Origin of the sequence: Pseudotabrizicola sp., assembly GCF_030656345.1 — a bacterium.
In the GTDB taxonomy this organism is placed as follows: domain Bacteria; phylum Pseudomonadota; class Alphaproteobacteria; order Rhodobacterales; family Rhodobacteraceae; genus Pseudotabrizicola.
In genome coordinates this window covers 24,391-43,979 of sequence record NZ_JAUSNR010000056.1, presented here as the reverse complement: position 1 = coordinate 43,979, position 19,589 = coordinate 24,391, and the positions used below count along the sequence as shown (strand labels likewise).

The window sequence follows — 19,589 nt, the reverse complement described above, 5'->3', positions numbered from 1 at the left end:
TGTGTCACACTTAGCGGCATCTTGGCGTAAGTTGCAAGAATTTTGGAACCGAGGCCAAGATGCAGTGCACCTATCGTGACTAGTGACTGCTCTGGAGCATGGTGGTAGTGCGCGGGTTAGTGCAGCTCGCGAGGTTTGGAGTTGTGATTGCAATCTTGCTTAAAGTGCGGACTTCTGAGACGCTGCACAGAAGATGCGGGGGTATTATGCTCGAAGGCTTGGCGCTGAGTTACTCACAGTTGTCCGATGGTGAAATGCGCGCGGTCGGTTATGGGCTCGTTATTCTAGGTGGTATCGTCGGTGGCGTGACCAATCGCTCGCTAGCCGAGATTAGGCGATCTCCATACTTCGCTCTCTCTGGCTTGGTCTTTTTGTGTGTGTCTGCGGTATCGTTGGCAAATATGGGTGCCATCGTACAAGCGATCGTAGGGGGCTTTTTTTGGACCCTTGTAGTGGTGGAAATGCTGACCTCCCTTATTGCAGGTTTTTTCTTCGCCAAGATAGCAGCCGCAAGGTCTCGTGATGCCTACGGGCATGGCCGGATGGCTGCACTAGCCTTCATCCCAATTGCCAACCTTTGGCTCCTCCTGACACCATCGAAGAACGAAGCATCAACTAACCGTGCGCCAACCATCCCGTTGCTAACGGGTGGCATAGGCGTTCTGTCCGGTCTTGTCATGTTCGGTGCAGGCAGTGGGCTTTCGGCCTATGCGCAGGAAGATGGGATACGCCGGGTCGAGGAGGCCGCGACAGCGGGCGTGTTTAGCGAGGTGATGCTTGACCGGAACCTTGCCACAATGGCTGCAGAGGTCCAAACCCCTATGGTGGTCGACGAGACAACGACGCTTGCACGCATGGAGGCTTTGGGCACTGAAATGCGGTACATCTATGAAGTCGACCCACCGCCCAGCTTTCTGAGCGCAGAAATGCGCATAGGATTGATGCAACGCAATTGCACTTACGAGGGTTTTTCATCTGTGATCGATGCAGGCGCTGTCATCAAACACATCTACCTGCGGAGGGACGGCAGCGAAATAGGAGTTGTCGAGGTGACGAAAGCGACGTGTGGCCGGTGATCGAGACTTGCTTAGCGTGGACCTCGCAGTAGTTGTGTAGCATATTGGAGGCAATGGTACGTCTAGTATGCGGCGTGTTCATACATGCCGTTTTGGCGCATTAGGGTGGTCGATCTCTAGTCGGACACCAGAAGTCTCAGCCCTTAGGCGCACGTAGCCTCTGATCATCTTCTCTGTGAACTCGTACCATCCAGCGCGAGACCCAGTTAGGATGCTCGCATGGCTAGATTTCTTTAGGCCGTTTAGCCTTTGATTGAACTTTTTCCGGTCGAGCGGCGGGCTTTCGATCTGGTCCATTATCCTTTCATAGCTGCCGAAGATATCGGTACTCCTACGTGATAGTTCATGGCCATCTGCTGCTGCCCACAACACCGTCTCGTAGTCGTTGTTATATTTTCTTGTTGCCAACTCGTAGGGTGATCTCAATCGCATTTGCATTGCTTGAGACGCAGAGAGCATCGCGTCTGAAAAGTGCAGAGGGGTTGCTACCCCATCTCCGTGATCGCTAAACACTCGCCAGAACAACTTTTCTGAAAGAAAGTGTACATAATGAGGAAAGCCGTCTGAGATACGAGCAACTCGCAAGCTAGTGTCCCTGTCGACCACCACCCCGACTGCCTCTGCCGCCTCGTTAATAATCTCCTCACGTGCTTCCCATGGAAGCTGGCCCAAACCTTCAGTGTGGAAGTATCGGTCTGCGCTGCCGTGTGCGGACATTATTGCGTCGACACTTTCTCCGATGCCGCAAAAGATGAACTTAGCACCCACGTGCTTGTCGGATACTGACTTTATGAAGTTCGCGAAATGCTCTTGCTCAGAGGCACTAGTGATCTGATCGAACTCGTCGATAACGATGACTGGGTTAGCGGTGAATTCGTCGCATAGAAACTGGATTAGTCTAACTGCGTCATTCGTCGAGGCCGGGTGTTCTACTGCTCCCTGTGCAGTTTGCACTTTGGCACCGACTGTAATGCCGAAGCGGGCCAGCGATGCCCCTATCTCAGTTGATTTCTGACGAACTCGCGGGTCGCGCTTTTCAACTTCATCGAAGATCTCCCGAACTATGCTCTGAAAGGTGCTGTGCCTATCACAGCCCACCAATATAGGGTCTTGCTCTCGCGCGAGGGTAAATGCCGCAGTCTGGGCCAACGACGATTTGCCTACGCCCCTGAGGCCATGGATTAGCACGTGGCGTCCCGGTTGATATAGGGCCTGCTTGATGTCCGCGAGTTGCTGGTGCCTCCCGCGCAGAAATTCCTCCGACTGCAATGGCCGCGAAGGTGACAACACTCTTGCTAATAATCCTCCGAACTCATCCTCGCTGTAAGTCAGTACCGGCCTGTCACTGTACAGCTTCGTCATTCTTCACACCTTTTCACATTTGTTCTGACTAGAGCGAAGTGCAACGCCGACGGCAAGAGAAAGTGGCACATTTTTTCGCGGGGGTATCTATGGCAACCTGCAACAGCATCGCCCCCCTGTACCCCCCATCTCTCAAGGCACGCCACGAAGCACGCAAGCTAGCACCTTATGCCACAGCACAACACACGTCCCCTGTCTCACAGGGCTTGCCCAAGCGGGATGTCTCAACCATGGCCGAGGACATCATCCTTGGCCCTGATGTGGCCTCATTGAAGCAAGTGTCGTTGGATAAGCAGGACGAGTGCGTTCTCAGTGTGCTGCACGACTGACTGGAATTTTCCGACACATTTTTGTGCGGGGGTATCTATGTCCACCCGCGTTGCCCCCGCCCCCGTGCCGGGTCTTCCCTGTAGCGTTGGCCGGGTATGCCTGTCGCGAGGGCTAAAGCATGCGCGACTATGACTACTGCGGTAGCGGTGGCGGGCATCAAGCCTTGACGTGCTGGGGGCATCTGCAAGGGCGGACATGGCGCAGCGCGGACATGCAGACCATCAGCCAAGCGCCAGCGACATCGGCAGGACTGTTGCGGTGCCATTTGAGTATGCCTCAAGAGGACCGGCTTAGGGCCGGTCTGATAAATGCGGATTGACAACCCATATCGAACCGATCATAAGCGAACCATTCAAAACGAACCGATGGGTTTCCGCCATGTTCATCCGAGCCTACCTCCGCGCCTCCACCGCCGATCAGGATGCCAGCCGCGCCGCTGTTGATCTTGACGGCTTTGCCTCTGACCGGGGCCTGATGATCGCAGCCCGATACACAGAGAACGAAAGTGGGGCCAAGCTGGAACGGCCCGAACTGTTCCGCCTACTCGCCGACTGCCTGCCCGGTGACGTTCTGCTAGTGGAACAGGTTGACCGCCTGAGCCGCCTCAACGGGGCCGACCGGGAACGCCTCAAGGCGCAGATCGCAGCGAAGCGGGTCCGCGTAGTCGCGCTTGACCTGCCGACTTCACACCAGTTGATGCAGCCGGGGGCCGATGAGTTCACGGCCCGGATGCTGGACGCGATTAACGGCATGATGCTGGACATGCTGGCCGCGATTGCCCGAAAAGACTACGTGGATAGGCGCAGGCGACAGGCGCAGGGTATCGTCAAGGCCAAGGCCGACGGCGTCTATCGGGGACGGCCCGAAGATGTGAAGCGTAACGCCGCAATCGTCGGGATGCTACAGGGCGGACAAAGCTGGAGCAGCATCATCGCCGCGACAGGCTGTTCCCGATCTACGCTGGCGAGGCTGGCGAAGCGGGTGGCACTGTCATGATGCCGGACCCCTTCGTTTTCTGGGCCTCCCCTTGCTATCGGTATAACGGCAGGTGGGGGGGGCAACTGAGATCGCCCGTCAACTCGGCATAGGTCGTGCATCGGTGTCACATAGTTCTCACTACCGAGTGACGCTGGCGGGCAACTGGGTGCATCCATAACCGCGCCTATGGGGTGATCCTCACGGCATCTCTGATCAGCTAGGCGGCACGCGTAGCCAGATCGTGCCAGCGGGTGGCTGACGGGCCGGATACGGGGTCTCGGTGGATTGTGAGGCTAGGGCAAGCCCCGCGCGTCTGTTGGCATATCTATTCCTTTTCATCTGGGCTTCTTCGGGGGAGGCCGATCCCTTTTGCGGTTGCTTCGAGCTGGCTTTGCATCGGGCATGGATCAAGCCTTAACCGGTATGGAGGCGGCGTCACGGGTTGACCTGGCATCATCTAAGCCTGACCCTGCGTCCTAAGACAACTAATCCGGCACATCGCGGGGGCCATCAGGGCGAACGGCATAGCAGGCTGTATCTCCCTTTGTGCTTATCCCCGCGTCCCTAGATGAAATGCATACATTTGCCCTCAGGGTGGTCGCCCCGCTCCTTGCCCACAAGTCATACAGTACCCCGCCGACACACATTCATGTGGTGTTGGATTTGTCCGCAATTGGACTGCCATATTGTCTAGCTGACACCTCTGGCGGCTACGGGAAAATGCCCTCATTGGGCTGCTTCTGGTGGTCGTCAAAACCTTGCCAATGAGACCCTTGGACAGGTGCGGTGTCCACGGGGGGCTGCAAGGTATTGTTTTTCAATGATAAAAATGGCCTCCGCCGTAAGAGGTTCATATGTTTTTACCTCGGGCCGTAGGCTGGTTTTCCCGGTGGCGCTCCAAGCCACTATCCCGGCATGCGCGGCAGCCAGAATATCCCGGTTATCCACTCATGCGAACAGTGCACATCAGCACATCATCACGTCGATCACGTATCTTAGGAACATCACCCATGACACATATCACCATCAAGGACCGGCCATGCGGCTGGGGCAAGAGCACAGAAATATTCTCCAGCTACAAGGCAGGTGAAAAGTACATCACCGTATTGCCGTTCCTGTCAGAAGTGGACCGGGCGGTGAAACGCGCTGCCTCGGAAAGCAAGCACATCATGTATGCTCCGGTGGACACCCAAGGCTCCAAGACAGACCATGTAACTGACCTGATTAAAGCCGGGAAGTCAGTGGCGTGCACGCATGCGCTTTTCTTTCGGCTGGGCACACTTGCCACCACCAAGACCGGCGAGACGCTTGATATTGTGGGTTTGTTGAGTGACGCTCACAATCTAAAGGTATCGCATACCGAGCACTTCCTGCTTGATGACTTCCACGTCATCATTGATGAGGCCATCGACCCTTTCAATACCGTCAACACTGTCACACCGAACGACTTCCAAAAGGATTACGTCGAACTCGGGTTGGTGGAGGTTTGCCCGGATGGGAAGATTTCACCTACAGGTCTCTGGGATACCAGATACCGGGATGGTGGGCAGACGTTCGACAGGTCGCTGTACGAGCAAGCAAAATCCGGTGCGCTCTACACGGTCCAAGGCAAGCTGTTTGTGCTCACCATACCCACGGAACTCATGCTCAGGCCGAAGTCTGTTACCATCTATACCTATCTGTCGGGCGGAACTGTCCTTTTGAAATTCATGCAGAGGCTACAACAACAGCTATCAGATACGTCTGACGCGTTCACGCTGGAAGTTGACCGGCTTGCTCCGGTTGACGAAGCAGCATGGCGACAGGACGTATCCCGTGCGTTGTTGATCAATAGCATCCCGGCTCTCGAAAGCTACAACTGGTCGTATAGCAAGCAGTTAGCGACTTTCAGCAAGTCCGGTGGAAAAGTTGCAGCCCGCCGGGTGGGCATGGCGCTCAAGCATTGGGCTGGCAAGGAACTCGCAGCCACCCACAAAGGCACGGTGATGCTGACCTGTGCGCGAGACCTGTGGTGCGGAAGTGCGAACACGCAGCAGCCCATGGCGGGGCCACTCGCAAAGGATAGTCGGCTTTTCGGAAACGCAGTTCGTGAATACGACGAGGCAGGCTTTGCCGATGGCTGGAGCACAACCGGCGTGAAGTTCGTGGCCAATACCACCAGAGGCGTCAACGACTACATTCTCTGTGGGACGGCAATCTATCTTTACGATCAACACCCTAACCCCAACGTGACCCTGTTCCTAGGGATGCCCAAAGGCTCGAAAGCTGAGCGCGAGTTCTCGGATGCCTACGCCTTGTCTGAACTCGTACAATGGCTTTTCCGGTCATGTATTCGGTCCGGGGGCATGAACAGCGTCCCGAGTGACATCAGACCGCGACGGAAGGCAGTGGTCTATATCCCGTCGGCCCGCATGCGGAACTTGCTGATCAACTGGCTTGCCACAGGGGAGGTGTGCTCCATGGATCGCAAGGCATTCCCGACATCGCCTAAGACTTCGACATCAGAGAGGGTTGCAGCATGAACGCAATTAGTCGGCCTGAGAACTTCGCAAACGCCACTGCGTTCAACAACGTGACCTCCTACCACGACCGGCACAACAAGCTACGCTGGAGACACCGCAAGGGCGGGAGGACGACCAGCCTCGGCACGGAATACGGCAGCGCGGAGTTCATCCGGAGATACGCTGTCGCAACGAACTCCGCGCCTCTACATCCAAGCGACATTGCCGCCCGCGTTCCGTCGCGCTTCCAGCAGGGCACTTTGTCTCGGCTCATTGATGAATGGTATAAGTCCGCGCACTTCGAGGCACTGGGCAAGGGCACCCGAAAAGGCTACCGATGCCAAGCTGAAAGACTGAGGGGCAGCTACGGGGATTACTTGGTGCAAGCCATGCAGCCTAAGCAAATCAGGGACATGATGGCTGCAAAGGCAGGGATGCCGAACGCCGCGAACAATGTCCTGCGTATTCTGCGGTTCATCTTGGATGTGGCACTAGAGAAAGGGCTGATCGGGCACTACGTGGCACGGGACGTAAAAAAGTACGCCACGCCCGACGAGGGCTTTCACACATGGACGGAGAAGGAGATCAGCGCATTTTACGCCGTTCACCATCCGGGCACCGTTCCACATACGTGCATGACCATCATGCTTTACACTGGGGCTGCGCGTAAGGATGCCGCCAGCATGGGGCGGGCAAACCTTTGCGACGGACGCATCTGCTACAGCAAGAATGCTACAAAGACCTGCGCTGGCGTCGAGGTCAATATCCCGATCCACAGTGCCCTTGCCGCCTGTCTGGCACTCGTCCCGCCTGAGTTCAAGTTCTTCATACAAACCGCCAAGGGGACCGAACTCACTCCGGGCACCCTCGGGAACTACATGCGGAAGTGGTGCAATGAAGCGGGGCTACCGCAGTGCAGCAGCCACGGGCTGCGCAAGGCTTGTGAACGTCGCTTGGGCGAGGCGGGCATGAAAGAACAGGAAATTGCCTCAGTGTTGGGCTTTGTTGATACCACTACCCCGCACATACGTTTGGGAATGAGCGTGCGGAGTGAACTGGCAGATAGGGCTATTTCTATTTTGCCTTAGTCGATGGTCAGAACTGGGAGGCTTGACATTTTAACGACCGCCCGCTGCGCACCTGAGAACCGGAATAGCGTAGCGGGCGGACTTTGCAGGAACACGCAATGACAGCGTTTTGTACTGGTCTTCCCGCGCCCCAAGCGATGCGGTCGCGACGGTCAGCTATGCGGACAAAGCTGCCGTTCAGCCCAGACTGATGTTGAGCATGAGTGAGACTGACACAAACATCAGCCATGCCGACGCTACGCGTTGAAGGATCATCAGCCTTTTGGTCCCAGCAGCCGATACCTGTGTCATCAAGCCGAGGCCGCCCCATACCAGTGCGACACCGATCACCATCACAGCAAACAAAGCAAGATGTGGCACAAAGCCTTCGGTTTGGGGGGAAGGAAGCAAGACAAGGCTGAAGACAAGTGCCTTTGGGTTCAGGCATGTTGTGATGAAGACCCGTCGAGCGCTGATCTCCTTACCCTTCCCGCCCGTGGATAACGACCTCCATAGCTTTATGGCAAGAACAGCGATCCAGATCGCGGCTGCACCTTTGAGGACCAGTCCAAAGCCCGGAATTGCCTGAAGAAGCGCCGCTCCGAGAAATGATAGCGGCAGGATCGCGGTGGCATATCCCGCCAGTTCTGCTGGGATAAGCCGGACAACTCGGGAAAGCCCTCCGTGAGCACCGGCCAGTCCCATCAGGGTGTTGGTGGGGCCAGGCGCAAGGAGTAGCGCCAATACCCCGGAAACGAATGCTAAACTTATCATCAAGACCTTTGGTCGCCAGAGGAGAAAGCTGCTGTATCGTGGTAGATGAGCGATGGCAGCACTAAGCAATGACCGCAATGGGCTCAATGCGTCGACCTGACCGCTTGGTGCGTCTTTGGCGCTGCACTGGGCCAACTGTGGCAGCTATGCGGACGAAGTGGCCTGCTGCCGTTGACCGGTCTAGCCAAACTCGCTATGTTTTGCTTGTCTGAAACAGGTTAGGCTCGGGAAGGTTGGCCCGGCCCCCGCTCTGCGGGTCCTTCCGTTGCAAGGCAACGGCCCAAGACTATCAAAGCGTCTGCACGGTGCAGGTGCCGATAGAAAGGGCATGACATGCAACCTAGAATATCTGTTATCACACTTGGCGTCGCCGATCTTGAGCGATCGCTGATGTTCTACCGTGACGGGCTCGGGCTGCCGACGAAAGGCATTGTCGGGCAGGAGTTCGAGCATGGCGCAGTCGCGTTTTTTGATCTGTCTGGCGGGCTGAAACTTGCCCTGTGGGCGCAGGCGGACATTGCCCATGACACCGGACTACCAGTGCAGCCAATCAGCCCGACCGCCCTCACGATCGGGCACAATGTGGCGCTGCGGGAAGAGGTCGATCAAGGTCTGGAAGCTGTGCTGCGGGCAGGTGCGACGATCGTAAAGCCCGCACAGGATACCTTCTACGGTGGTTACGCAGGCTATTTCTGCGACCCTGACGGCCATCTATGGGAGATCGTCTGGAACCCGGACATGCTTCCCCCGGAGGGTTGATCTGACCAAAAGGAGTCGCTGGCCAATCGACCGAAGGCCAGCGACCGTTTTGGGCTCTTCGCCGTCAGTTGGTTCTTGTGTCATGCGCCGAATACCAGTCCTGCCTTAAGAAGTCGGGGCGGGATACTTGTTGATGGCCTGTTGTAGTTGCGATAGCGTATAGCCTTCCCGATTATATGTGCCCTGTGTTACTCCCTTGCGTTCATGTCCGACGATAGACTGGCACACCGCGTCGGCCACTCCAGCTTGTATAAGTCGCGTCACCATTGTGTGCCGCAGGCCGTGGAACACATGCGCTTTGGATTTGATGCCCAGTGCAGGTGTCAGAACGTCATTGAACCATCGACCTAGTGAGCGGCCATAACCTGCTTTTGCCTCGAACGTGTAATCCGGGAACATGCGGCTAGTCGTCCGGCTGCATATGTCTCTGTGATAGTCGAGCAAGCCGAGTTCAATTAAGCGGTTGTGCACGGGAACCTTGCGGCGGGCAGCGGCAGTCTTGAACTTCTTGTTGCCCGCGTCGTCTTCGCTGTCGAACAGGTTGAAGAACCATATGCCGTCTTGCTGTTGCAGGTCTGCCGCTTCCATCTGGCATATCTCGTTAAGTCTTGCGCCGCTGAACATGCCTATCATGGTGGCCCATCTGTGGCTCTGCTTCTTGACAAGTCCACGGGTGTTCTGCGTGAGTTCAGTGTATACAGCTTGCAGTGCATCGGGTTTGAACGCTTGGCGCTGTTCCCTGCTATCCTTCCGGCTGCCCAAAACCCGCATGCCCTCAAAGGGGTTCGCCGCAGTGTGTCCGTTCTTGTCGGCCCAATCGAAGAAACTCTGATAGATGCTGATATAGCTGTTCACTGTGACTGTGGACATTGGCGCGATGTCGGGAAGTGCTGCGGCATCCCTTATGGTCAAGTGGCGGGTTGCCTGTTGCTTGTTCCTGTTCGGCGGTAGCTTGGACACAACCTGCTTCACGTCTCTTGCGTGTTGCTTGGTGATGGTCCCTATCTTGGTGTCAGCGCCAAGCAACTCTGTCAGTGCGTCAAGCGCAGCCTGCTTCTTTCCGAATGTGCCGAACTCCCAACTCTTTGCGCGGCGGTTCTCTGCGATGTACTCCGCTATCGCGTCTGCCAAGCTGATGCCCTCAAGTGCCGCTGATACTGGTGCAGGTTCTATGATCGGCGCAGGGACATGGGTGCTGTTGAAGTCGTAGTGGTTGAGCGCGGCGTGATGCTTCTCGAACTCCCTGAGCATGTCGCGCCAAGCCATCTGAATTTCTCGCAGCAGGCGTTCGGGCCGTTCTTCTGCCTCGGATTGGGGGAGGCCGCTGGAGGCGCAGAAATGGCTCAGGAAGGGGGTCGGGTTTTCGGCTAGGGCTATGGCCCGGAAATCCTCTGGCGTGCCCTCTGCGAGCCTCAGGGATGTTTGGAGGGGGGCGAGTGCCAGTTCCGACATCGGGCCGTCCGCACCAACGCCGTCCAGCATCTTGGCAAGCCGGGCCTTGAAGGCCGCATGCACCACCTTGCGAAGTTCATCGTGCCGCATGGTGTTGAGTTCTCCCGTCCGCTCTAGCGATGTGCCGAAGGCAGCGAGTTCACGGGCAAGCGTCGTGGCCTCCCTCGGGCATCGCGTCTGCAACGAGATCCGGATACACCGTCGCCCTTCGTTAGCAGCAGCCGAGCGAAGCGGCCAGCGAAAGTAGAAAATGCTGTGCCGGGAGCGTGTCAGGTAAGCATGTACTAGCATCGTGTGTCACCCGTTGGGGCCACACCTGAGTATCTGCTATCCTAAGTCCTTGAAAAGTATAAGTTTGGTGGAGCCACGCGGGATCGAACCGCGGACCTCTTGAATGCCATTCAAGCGCTCTCCCATCTGAGCTATGACCCCACCGGGTATCGTCACGTTTCCGTTTCGATGGGCGGTATTTAGGCGAGGGCGTGGGGGGGTGCAAGGGGTAATTTGCACGCTGTCCCACGTCCCCGCACTTTCTCAGGTGCCCGGAATTGCGGGCTGCCGGAATTCTCAGGACGTAGTTCTCAGGCCGGACTCTTCAGGCCTCGTCTTCATCCCCGGCCACATCGGCCAGTTCGTCCAGCGAGACGTTGTCGTCTGCGTCGTCTTCCAGCAGATCATCGTCCAGATCCGCGTCATCGGTCGCGGTTTCCAGCAGATCGTCATCAGCCTCCAGATCATCGACCAGAACCTCTTCGTCCTTTTCAGGCACGACACGGGCGATGACCGATGCCGCCATCTTGCGGCGGGCGGATTCGATGTCCACGACCTCGCCCGTGTAGGGGCTGACGATCGGGGTGCGGTTCAGGTCATAGAAGCGTTTGCCGGTGGTCGGGCAAATACGCTTCGTACCCCATTCTTCCTTGGGCATGGTGGTTCCCTTAAGGCTGTGGAATTTCAGTAACGGCGTCGCTTGCCACAAGGGCCCGCGTCTGTCAAAGGCTTTTGGCCCCATTGCGGCCATTGTCAAGGTGGCTATGCTGTCCCCGCCTTGCAAGAGCGACAAATGCCCCAGCTTCCCGGTTCTCCGCCCGTTGAAATCACCCTGCGCCGGTCTGCCCGGACGCGGCGGTTTTCGCTGCGGGTGTCGCGGCTTGATGGCCGGGTGACTCTGTCGATGCCGCTGCGCGCCCGCGAATCAGAGGCGTTGCGCTTTGCGGCCGAACAAGAGGGCTGGATCCGCCAGACGCTGGCGCAGATGCCGGGGCGGCGGGTGGTGGGTTTGGGCGATGTGATCCCGGTCGAGGGGCAGATGCGCCTGCTGGCGGCGGGGGCAGGGCGATCGGTCCGGCTGGAGGGCGATTCGCTGCTGATCCCCGGTGATCCGGCACAGGCCGGGGTGCGGGCGGGTGCCTTCCTCAAGCTGATGGCGCGTGACCGTCTGGCCGCCGCCTGTGACCGCCATGCTGCCCGGCTGGGGCGGCCCTATACAAGGCTGACCCTGCGCGATACCCGCTCGCGTTGGGGCTCCTGCGCGCATGACGGGGCGCTGATGTTTTCCTGGCGGCTGATCATGGCCCCGGTGCCGGTGCTGGACTACGTGGCCGCGCATGAGGTGGCGCATCTGGCGCAGATGAACCACTCACCCGCGTTCTGGGCGGTGGTCGATCAGCTGTTTCCCCGCTGGCAGGTGCAGCGTGGCTGGCTGCACGGTGAAGGGCAGGCGCTGCATGGCTATGTTTTTGGTCCGCAAAGCAACGGGGTGGATTGACCGCCAAGGATTGACTGGGCCGCAAATCCGGTGCTTGGCTGGCAATCATGCCGATCACACCCCGCCTGACCGATCCCAACGCCGCCGCCCATGAGCGGCTGTACCGCAGCCTGCGCCAGCAGGTGATGCATGGCGAGGTGCCGCCCGGCCACCCGATGACGCTACGGGGGCTGGCCAAGGACTATGGCGTGTCGATGACCCCGGCGCGTGAGGCGATCCGCCGGCTGGTGGCCGAAGGGGCGCTGACGATTTCGGGTTCGGGCCGTGTGTCGACGCCGGAACTGACGCCGGAACGGATTGAAGAGCTGGCCGCCATCCGCGCCATGCTGGAACCGGAGATGGCTGCCCGCGCCCTGCCGCGCGCGCATTTCGCCCTGATCGACCGGCTGGCCGCGATCAACGCGCTGAATGCCGAAGCGGTGCAGCGGCAGGATGCGGTGGCCTATGTGCGGACCAATCTGGAATTTCACCGCACGCTGTACCTGCGCGCACAGGCTCCGGCGATGCTGGCGATTTGTGAGACGGTCTGGCTGCAATTGGGGCCGACGATGCGGGCGCTGTATTCCAAGCTGCGCCGGAAAGAGCCGCCGCACTACCACCGGCTGATCCTCGCCGCCCTGAAAGCGGGCGACGAGCCGGGGTTGCGGCTGGCGGTGCGGACCGATGTCACCCAAGGGTTGCGGCATCTGGCGGGGTAGAGGCCCCGCCAAAGGCTCAGGCGTGGATCGCGCCATCGCCGCAGGCGAGGGCGGCTTCGCGCACAGCCTCGCTATATGTCGGGTGTGCGTGGCACGTCAGCGCCAGATCTTGCGCCGATGCGCCGAATTCCATCGCGACACAAACCTCATGGATCAGATCCCCGGCTGACGGGCCGATAATATGCGCGCCCAGGATGCGGTCGGTGTCCTTGTCGGCGAGGATCTTGACGAAGCCTTCGGCCTGAAACACCGCCTTGGCGCGGGCGTTGCCCATGAAGCTGAATTTGCCAACCTTGTAGGCGTGACCCTGTTCTTTCAACTGTTCCTCTGTCGCCCCGACCGAAGCGACCTCTGGCGTGGTGTATACCACACCGGGGATTACGTTATAGTTAACATGGCCATGCTTCCCGGCCATGATTTCGGCCAGTGCCATGCCCTCATCCTCGGCCTTATGGGCCAGCATCGGGCCGGTGATCGCGTCGCCGATGGCATACAGGCCCTTGATATTGGTAGAGAAATGGCCATCGGTCTTGATCTGCCCGCGCGGCAGCATCTCGACCCCCAACGCCTCCAGCCCCAGACCGTTGACATAGGGTTTGCGGCCTGTGGCGACCAGAACGACATCGGCCTCAATCTCATGCGCGGAGTCGTCCTTGCGCAGTTTGTAGCTGACCTTGGCTCCGGTCTTGCCGGCCTCGGCCCCCTGAACCGCAGCGCCCAGAACGAACTTAATGCCTTGTTTGGTCAGGATTTTCTGGAACGCCTTGGCCACCTCGGCATCCATGCCGGGGGTGATGGCATCCAGATATTCCACCACCGTCACCTGCGTGCCAAGGCGGGCGTAGACCGATCCCATCTCCAGCCCGATCACGCCCGCGCCGATCACCACCATGGATTTCGGCACGGCTGACAGGGCCAAGGCGCCGGTGGAGGTGACGATGGTTTGCTCGTCCACGGTCACGCCGGGCAGCGTTGACGGCTCGGAACCCGTTGCAATCACTATGTTTTTTGCGGTGTGAACGTCTTCACCCACCTTGACCTGACCAGCCGCCGGGATCGTGGCCCAGCCTTTCAGCCAGGTGACCTTGTTCTTTTTGAACAGGAACTCGATGCCCTTGGTGTTGCCGTTGATCACATCATCCTTATAGGCCAGCATCTTGGCCCAATCGACGGTGGGGTTCGCCCCCATCAGGCCCATTTTCTCAAAGTTTTCATGCACTTCGTGCAGCTGGTGCGTGGCGTTCAGCAGCGCCTTGGACGGGATGCAGCCCACGTTCAGGCAGGTGCCGCCCAGCGTGCCGCGCCCTTCGACGCAGGCCACTTTCAGCCCCAGCTGTGCCGCACGGATCGCGCAGACATAGCCGCCGGGGCCTGCGCCAATGATGATCACGTCAAACTCTGCCACGGTCTTTCCTTTCGGCAATCGCGGGTCTGGCCCGCGTATGGTTCATGTATGGCTGACGTATGGCTTACAGCATGACGTCAGCGTCAGATCAGTGCAGCCACAATCATGGTGACGGTGGCGGCGAAACCGATGCCCCAGACGACCGAACGCCAGGGGCGCAGGCCAAGGGCATAGGCGGGGATGTAAAGGACGCGGGCGGCCAGATAGACCCATGCGGCGGTCTGGGTGACCGCGCTGGACTGCTGGCCGAGGGTGACGACCACCACGGCGAGGGTGAACAGGATCAGCCCCTCAAAGTGGTTGTTGAGCGCGCGCTGCATCCGGGCGGTCCGCACGGAGAGCTGGCGGCTGGGGGGCTTGTCGCGGGCCGATGAGGTGTAGCCGGTGCCAAGCTCCATATTCGCTGGGACCGCGAAGAGGAGGAACTGCACGGCTTGCAGCAGGCCCGCGAGGGCGAGGGTGGTGAGTTCGGGGGTCATGCTAAGCGCTTCCGAGTGATTTCAACAGACCCCCAACAAAACCTCCGCCTAAGTCTCCCAGTCCTGTGTAAAAACCAGTGTCTTTTGACGTCTGCTTGACGGCGGCCCCGATAGTGGTTGTTTGCTGGCCAACGCTCAATGTTATCCCCATCAATCTAAAACCATGAGCAGTAATGGTCGGCCTCTCAATGAGCGCATGCCCATCGATGAACTTGTGAACCTTTTTGACGCGAATAATGCCCTCGGCCTCCAGCCATTCAATACAGGTCGTAAAGAATTGGCGAAAATCCTCTTCAAGACCGAGTTCCTCAAAGCGCATTTCAGTTTCTGTTAATCCCCACTCCATCAATAGGCCGAGGATCTTAGCAATAACTAATTCGCTTTGTTCAAGGTTATCCATAGCCATGCCCAGATTGATGGCGGGGTGAACCCCGCCCTACACACAACGACTCGACCGGGTGTAGGGCGGGGTTCACCCCGCCGCGCATTACAGATCCATCAGCAACCGGCGTGGGTCTTCCAGCGCCTCTTTGACGCGCACGAGGAAGGTCACGGCACCTTTGCCATCGACAATCCGGTGATCGTAGGACAGGGCCAGATACATCATCGGGCGGATGACGATCTGGCCGTTGACGACCACGGGGCGGTCCTGAATTTTGTGCATGCCAAGGATGCCCGATTGCGGCGGGTTCAGGATGGGCGAAGACATGAGCGAGCCGTAGACGCCGCCGTTCGAGATGGTGAACGAGCCGCCCTGCATGTCGGCCATCGACAGCTTGCCATCACGGGCGCGCAGACCCAGTTCAGCGATTTTCTTCTCGATCTGGGCGAAGCCCATCTGATCGGCGTCGCGCACGACCGGGACGACCAGACCGTTGGGGGTGCCGACGGCCACGCCCATGTGGACGTAGTGCTTGTAGATCACGTCGCCGCCGTCAATCTCGGCGTTGACCTCGGGCACTTCTTTGAGCGCATGGGTGCAGGCTTTGACGAAGAACGACATGAAGCCCAGCTTGGTGCCGTGTTTCTTCTCGAACGCGTCTTTGTATTCGTTGCGCAGGGCCATGATCGCCGACATGTCCACCTCGTTATAGGTGGTCAGCATGGCGGCGGTGTTCTGCGCGTCTTTCAGGCGCCGTGCGATGGTGGCCCGCAGGCGGGTCATCTTGACGCGCTCTTCGCGGCTGGCGTCATCGGTGCTGACCGGGCCGCGCGGCAGGGCGGCGGGGGCTGGGGCTGCTGTCGGGGCCGGGGCTTTCGCCACGTCTTCCTTCATCACGCGGCCATCGCGGCCGGAGCCTTGCACCTGATCACGGGTGAGACCCGCTTCGGCCATGGCTTTCTTGGCGGATGGCGCGTCTTCGACATCCTTGCGCTCGGTCAGCGTCTCTGGCCCGGCACCGGGGGAGTTCACCGCCCCGGCGTCCTTGGCCTTGGGGTCTTCCTTGGGGGCAGAGTCGTCCTTCGTGGCGCCTTCGGTGATGATGCCAAGGCGGGCGTTGGCGGCGACGGTCTCGCCTTCCTGCACCAGAATTTCGGCCAGCACGCCGGAGGCCGGGGCCGGAACCTCGACCGACACTTTGTCGGTTTCAAGTTCGCACAGCATTTCGTCCTGCTTGACCACATCGCCGACCTTTTTGAACCAGGTCGAAACGGTGGCCTCAGAGACCGATTCACCAAGGGCGGGAACCATTACATCAGTCATCTTCGTCTTCCTCCACGCCACTTCGGGCGTAATTGACTGGGGCGGGCGGGGCCGGGTGGCCCCGCAACTTGTGTCGTGTTCAGAGCGTCAGGGCTTCGGATATCAGCGCATCCTGTTCCATCTTGTGGCGGCTGGCCAGACCCGTGGCGGGCGAGGCCGAGGCCGACCGGCCAACGTAGCGCGGGCGCGACTGGGTGGCACCGATTTTGGTCAGCACCCATTCGATATTGGGTTCGACAAAGGTCCAGTAGCCCTGATTCTTCGGCTCTTCCTGGCACCAGATGATTTCGGCACCCTTGAAGCGTTCCAACTCCTTGCTCATCGACTGAACCGGGAAGGGGTAGAACTGTTCCAGCCGCAGCAAGTACACATCATCCGCGCCGCGTTTATCCCTTTCGGCCAGCAGGTCATAGTAGACCTTGCCCGAGCAGATCACGACGCGCTTGATCCCGGCATCGGGCTTGAGCACCAGTTCGGAATGGCCCTTTTGCGCATCATCCCACAGCACGCGGTGGAAGTAGGACCCGGTGGTGAAATCGGCGGTATCGGACACCGCCATCGGGTGACGCAGCAGCGATTTCGGCGTCATCAGGATCAGCGGTTTGCGGAAAGAGCGGTGGATCTGGCGGCGCAGAATGTGGAAATAGTTGGCCGGGGTCGAGACGTTGGCCACGATCCAGTTGTCATTTGCCGACATCTGCAGGAAGCGTTCGGGCCGGGCGGACGAATGTTCCGGGCCCTGACCTTCATAGCCATGCGGCAGCAGGCACACCAGACCCGACATCCGCAACCATTTGGCTTCGCCCGAATTGATGAACTGGTCGAACATGATCTGCGCGCCGTTGGCGAAATCGCCGAACTGCGCTTCCCACAGGGTCAGCGCGTTGGGTTCGGACAGCGAATAGCCATATTCGAACCCGAGCACCGCATATTCCGACAGCATCGAGTCGATCACCTCATACCGCGCCTGCCCCTCGCGGATGTTGTTCAGCGGATAGTAACGTTCCTCTGAGCTTTGGTCGACAAGGCCGGAGTGACGGTGGCTGAAGGTGCCGCGCGTACAGTCCTGCCCGGACAGGCGCACCGGGGTGCCTTCGGTCACAAGGCTGCCGAAGGCGAGAGCCTCGGCGGTGGCCCAGTCAAAGCCTTTGCCTTCGGCAAACATCTTGGCCTTGTTGTCCAGCAGGCGGCCCACGGTCTTGTGCAGGTCAAAATTCTCGGGCGCGCGGCTGAGCGCTTCGCCGATTTCGGCCATGGTTTCCGGTTTGATCGCGGTTTCGCCGGCCTGATACTCTTCACGCTCCCGCTCAAACCCGGACCAGCGGCCATCGAGCCAGTCGGCCTTGTTGGGCTTGAAGCTTTTGCCGGAGTCGAATTCTTCGTTCAGGCGGGCCTGAAACGCCGCCTTCATATCCTCGATCTCGCCTTCGGGGATCAGACCGTCCTTGACCAGACGCTCGGTATACAGCTGCAGCGTGGTCTTGTGCTTTTTGATCGCGGTGTACATCGCCGGGTTGGTGAACATCGGCTCGTCGCCTTCGTTGTGACCAAAGCGGCGGTAGCAGAAGATATCAAGCACCACGTCCTTGTGGAACTTCTGGCGGAATTCGATCGCCACCTTGGCGGCGTGCACCACAGCCTCGGGGTCATCGCCGTTGACGTGGAAGATCGGGGCTTCGACCATCAGGGCGATGTCGGTGGGGTAGGGGCTGGAGCGGCTGAAGGCCGGGGCGGTGGTGAAACCGATCTGGTTGTTCACCACGATATGGATGGTGCCGCCGGTGCGGTGGCCTTTCAGCCCCGACAGGCCGAAACATTCGGCCACCACGCCCTGACCGGCAAAGGCCGCATCGCCGTGCAGCAGCACCGGCAGCACCTTGGTGCGGTCGGCGTCGTTCAGCTGGTCCTGCTTGGCGCGGACCTTGCCCAGCACGACCGGGTTCACCGCCTCAAGGTGGCTTGGGTTCGCGGTCAGCGACAGGTGGACCTTGTTGCCGTCAAACTCACGGTCTGATGACGCGCCGAGGTGGTATTTCACATCGCCCGAGCCATCCACGTCTTCGGGCTTGTAGGACCCGCCCTGAAATTCGTGGAAAATCGCGCGGTAGGGTTTGCCCATCACATTGGCCAGCACCGACAGACGGCCCCGGTGCGGCATGCCGATCACCACATCCTGCAGGCCCAGCTGGCCGCCGCGCTTGATGATCGCCTCCATCGCGGGGATCAGCGCTTCGCCGCCATCAAGGCCAAAGCGTTTGGTGCCCATGTATTTGACGTGGAGGAATTTCTCAAACCCTTCGGCCTCGACCAGTTTGTTCAGGATGGCGCGGCGGCCTTCACGGGTGAACTGGATTTCCTTGCCATAGCCTTCGATCCGTTCTTTCAGCCAGCTGGCCTGTTCCGGATCAGAGATGTGCATGTATTGCAGCGCGAATGTGCCGCAATAGGTGCGCTTGACGATATCCATGATCTGCCGCATCGACGCGACCTGCAGGCCCAGCACGTTGTCGATGAAAATCGGGCGGTCCATATCGGCATCGGTAAAGCCATAGGAGCGCGGATCAAGTTCCGGGTGCGGGGTCTGGTCGCGCATGTTCAGCGGATCGACATCGGCAATCAGATGGCCCCTGATCCGGTAGGCGCGGATGATCATCAGGGCACGGATGCTGTCGAGGACGGCGCGCTGCACCTGCGTGTCGGACAGGGACACGCCCTTTTCCTCGGCCTTCGCCGCGATCTTGGTGGCCGCCGCACGGCTTTCCTTGACAGGGGCCACCGGCCATTCGCCGGTCAGCGCGCCGGTCAGGTCATCGGCGGGCACCGGCGGCCAGTCGGCGCGGGCCCAGCTTGGCCCTGCTGCCGCTGCCTTGGCATCGGACTCAGTTTCGCCAAGGCCCCGGAAAAACTCGGCCCATTGCGCATCGACCGACGCGGGGTCTGTGGCATAGCGGGCCTGCAACTGGTCGATGTAATCGGCATTGGCACCGTCAAGGAACGATCCGGCGCGGAACTGGCTGTTGGGAGATTGCTCGGTCATGGGGTAACCTTATCTGGGTTGGGACCGTATCGGTTGGCAGAGCGGTCGAGCGGGACAGGACGCATCCCCGATATGGGGTCTGCGGCGCGGGATGACACCGGAAGACCGTTGAAAAACAAAAGATCCAACCGCAAAATGGTGCCCGGGAAGCGCGGGCTTCCGGTCACATCGGTGCGATTGGTCTGTGTCTGTCCCATT

16 protein-coding genes and 1 tRNA gene are annotated in these 19,589 nt (G+C 59.3%); 7 read left to right on the top strand and 10 right to left on the bottom strand.

From position 1 onward, the window contains the following. Positions 1–206 precede the first annotated feature (206 nt). Positions 207–1,076, top strand: a complete 870-nt coding sequence (locus Q7J44_RS22760) for a hypothetical protein (RefSeq protein ID WP_304883365.1) — start codon at positions 207–209, stop codon at positions 1,074–1,076. 78 nt (positions 1,077–1,154) lie between these two features. On the opposite strand, the gene Q7J44_RS22755 is transcribed toward Q7J44_RS22760, so the two are convergent. After that, positions 1,155–2,438 (bottom strand): ATP-binding protein, encoded by a 1,284-nt coding sequence (locus Q7J44_RS22755; RefSeq protein WP_304883364.1) that lies wholly within the window; start codon positions 2,436–2,438, stop codon positions 1,155–1,157. 708 nt (positions 2,439–3,146) lie between these two features. On the opposite strand from Q7J44_RS22755, the gene Q7J44_RS22750 reads away from it, so the two are divergent. The 3 genes from Q7J44_RS22750 to Q7J44_RS22740 all read left to right on the top strand — a co-directional run bounded on the left by Q7J44_RS22750 (position 3,147) and on the right by Q7J44_RS22740 (position 7,335). After that, on the top strand, positions 3,147–3,764 hold the full coding sequence (locus Q7J44_RS22750) for a recombinase family protein (protein ID WP_304883363.1): 618 nt from the start codon (positions 3,147–3,149) through the stop codon (positions 3,762–3,764). Positions 3,765–4,756: 992 nt separating this feature from the next. Then, a complete protein-coding gene (locus Q7J44_RS22745) occupies positions 4,757–6,268 on the top strand; it encodes a hypothetical protein (protein WP_304883362.1) in 1,512 nt (503 codons plus the stop codon). Further along, complete coding sequence (locus tag Q7J44_RS22740) at positions 6,265–7,335, top strand: tyrosine-type recombinase/integrase (RefSeq protein ID WP_304883361.1); 1,071 nt, start codon at positions 6,265–6,267, stop codon at positions 7,333–7,335. The genes Q7J44_RS22745 and Q7J44_RS22740 overlap by 4 nt, the downstream gene beginning before the upstream one ends. 177 nt (positions 7,336–7,512) lie before the next feature. On the opposite strand, the gene Q7J44_RS22735 is transcribed toward Q7J44_RS22740, so the two are convergent. Beyond that, positions 7,513–8,019: a hypothetical protein gene (locus tag Q7J44_RS22735; protein ID WP_304883360.1), complete on the bottom strand. Its 507-nt coding sequence runs from the start codon at positions 8,017–8,019 to the stop codon at positions 7,513–7,515. Between the two features lie 402 nt (positions 8,020–8,421). Here Q7J44_RS22735 and Q7J44_RS22730 point away from each other — a divergent pair, with 402 nt between their 5' ends. Beyond that, on the top strand, positions 8,422–8,847 hold the full coding sequence (locus tag Q7J44_RS22730; protein ID WP_304883359.1) for a VOC family protein: 426 nt from the start codon (positions 8,422–8,424) through the stop codon (positions 8,845–8,847). A 105-nt stretch (positions 8,848–8,952) separates the two neighbouring features. Here Q7J44_RS22730 and Q7J44_RS22725 read toward each other — a convergent pair whose 3' ends face one another. The 3 genes from Q7J44_RS22725 to Q7J44_RS22715 form a co-directional block, all read right to left on the bottom strand. After that, positions 8,953–10,389 (bottom strand): site-specific integrase, encoded by a 1,437-nt coding sequence (locus Q7J44_RS22725; protein ID WP_304883358.1) that lies wholly within the window; start codon positions 10,387–10,389, stop codon positions 8,953–8,955. A gap of 266 nt (positions 10,390–10,655) precedes the next feature. Continuing rightward, positions 10,656–10,731, bottom strand: a tRNA-Ala gene (locus tag Q7J44_RS22720). Between the two features lie 163 nt (positions 10,732–10,894). Beyond that, positions 10,895–11,227, bottom strand: a complete 333-nt coding sequence (locus Q7J44_RS22715) for a TIGR02300 family protein (protein ID WP_103334479.1) — start codon at positions 11,225–11,227, stop codon at positions 10,895–10,897. A 135-nt stretch (positions 11,228–11,362) separates the two neighbouring features. Between Q7J44_RS22715 and Q7J44_RS22710 the strand changes: the two genes are divergently transcribed. Both Q7J44_RS22710 and Q7J44_RS22705 read left to right on the top strand, forming a co-directional pair. Then, entirely contained in the window at positions 11,363–12,067 is a 705-nt protein-coding gene (locus Q7J44_RS22710) for a M48 family metallopeptidase (protein WP_304883357.1), read from the top strand. 47 nt (positions 12,068–12,114) lie between these two features. Next, on the top strand, positions 12,115–12,765 hold the full coding sequence (locus Q7J44_RS22705) for a GntR family transcriptional regulator (RefSeq protein WP_304883356.1): 651 nt from the start codon (positions 12,115–12,117) through the stop codon (positions 12,763–12,765). A 16-nt stretch (positions 12,766–12,781) separates the two neighbouring features. On the opposite strand, the gene lpdA is transcribed toward Q7J44_RS22705, so the two are convergent. From lpdA to Q7J44_RS22680, 5 genes are all read right to left on the bottom strand, one after another. Beyond that, positions 12,782–14,170, bottom strand: coding sequence for a dihydrolipoyl dehydrogenase (gene lpdA / locus Q7J44_RS22700; RefSeq protein WP_304883355.1), 1,389 nt, complete (start codon positions 14,168–14,170; stop codon positions 12,782–12,784). Positions 14,171–14,253: 83 nt separating this feature from the next. Then, complete coding sequence (locus Q7J44_RS22695; RefSeq protein ID WP_304883354.1) at positions 14,254–14,649, bottom strand: MAPEG family protein; 396 nt, start codon at positions 14,647–14,649, stop codon at positions 14,254–14,256. Between the two features lies 1 nt (position 14,650). Further along, a complete protein-coding gene (locus Q7J44_RS22690) occupies positions 14,651–15,049 on the bottom strand; it encodes a hypothetical protein (RefSeq protein WP_304883353.1) in 399 nt (132 codons plus the stop codon). 87 nt (positions 15,050–15,136) lie between these two features. Next, positions 15,137–16,354 carry a 2-oxoglutarate dehydrogenase complex dihydrolipoyllysine-residue succinyltransferase gene (gene odhB / locus Q7J44_RS22685; protein WP_304883352.1) on the bottom strand — a complete coding sequence of 406 codons (1,218 nt, stop codon included), beginning with the start codon at positions 16,352–16,354 and terminating at the stop codon, positions 15,137–15,139. Positions 16,355–16,433: 79 nt separating this feature from the next. Continuing rightward, a complete protein-coding gene (locus Q7J44_RS22680; protein ID WP_304883351.1) occupies positions 16,434–19,391 on the bottom strand; it encodes a 2-oxoglutarate dehydrogenase E1 component in 2,958 nt (985 codons plus the stop codon). Between the last annotated feature and the right edge of the window lie 198 nt (positions 19,392–19,589).

Excerpts from the sequence above, each read along its gene's own strand:
- Q7J44_RS22705 (WP_304883356.1), top strand. The coding sequence starts at position 12,115 with ATGCCGATCACACCCCGCCTGACCGATCCCAACGCCGCCGCCCATGAG.
- Q7J44_RS22725 (WP_304883358.1), bottom strand. The coding sequence starts at position 10,389 with ATGCGGCACGATGAACTTCGCAAGGTGGTGCATGCGGCCTTCAAGGCC.
- Q7J44_RS22680 (WP_304883351.1), bottom strand. The coding sequence starts at position 19,391 with ATGACCGAGCAATCTCCCAACAGCCAGTTCCGCGCCGGATCGTTCCTT.
- Q7J44_RS22715 (WP_103334479.1), bottom strand. The coding sequence starts at position 11,227 with ATGCCCAAGGAAGAATGGGGTACGAAGCGTATTTGCCCGACCACCGGC.
- Q7J44_RS22690 (WP_304883353.1), bottom strand. The coding sequence starts at position 15,049 with ATGGATAACCTTGAACAAAGCGAATTAGTTATTGCTAAGATCCTCGGC.
- Q7J44_RS22730 (WP_304883359.1), top strand. The coding sequence starts at position 8,422 with ATGCAACCTAGAATATCTGTTATCACACTTGGCGTCGCCGATCTTGAG.
- odhB (WP_304883352.1), bottom strand. The coding sequence starts at position 16,354 with ATGACTGATGTAATGGTTCCCGCCCTTGGTGAATCGGTCTCTGAGGCC.
- Q7J44_RS22740 (WP_304883361.1), top strand. The coding sequence starts at position 6,265 with ATGAACGCAATTAGTCGGCCTGAGAACTTCGCAAACGCCACTGCGTTC.
- Q7J44_RS22760 (WP_304883365.1), top strand. The coding sequence starts at position 207 with ATGCTCGAAGGCTTGGCGCTGAGTTACTCACAGTTGTCCGATGGTGAA.
- Q7J44_RS22755 (WP_304883364.1), bottom strand. The coding sequence starts at position 2,438 with ATGACGAAGCTGTACAGTGACAGGCCGGTACTGACTTACAGCGAGGAT.
- Q7J44_RS22695 (WP_304883354.1), bottom strand. The coding sequence starts at position 14,649 with ATGACCCCCGAACTCACCACCCTCGCCCTCGCGGGCCTGCTGCAAGCC.
- Q7J44_RS22710 (WP_304883357.1), top strand. The coding sequence starts at position 11,363 with ATGCCCCAGCTTCCCGGTTCTCCGCCCGTTGAAATCACCCTGCGCCGG.
- Q7J44_RS22745 (WP_304883362.1), top strand. The coding sequence starts at position 4,757 with ATGACACATATCACCATCAAGGACCGGCCATGCGGCTGGGGCAAGAGC.
- Q7J44_RS22750 (WP_304883363.1), top strand. The coding sequence starts at position 3,147 with ATGTTCATCCGAGCCTACCTCCGCGCCTCCACCGCCGATCAGGATGCC.
- Q7J44_RS22735 (WP_304883360.1), bottom strand. The coding sequence starts at position 8,019 with ATGGGACTGGCCGGTGCTCACGGAGGGCTTTCCCGAGTTGTCCGGCTT.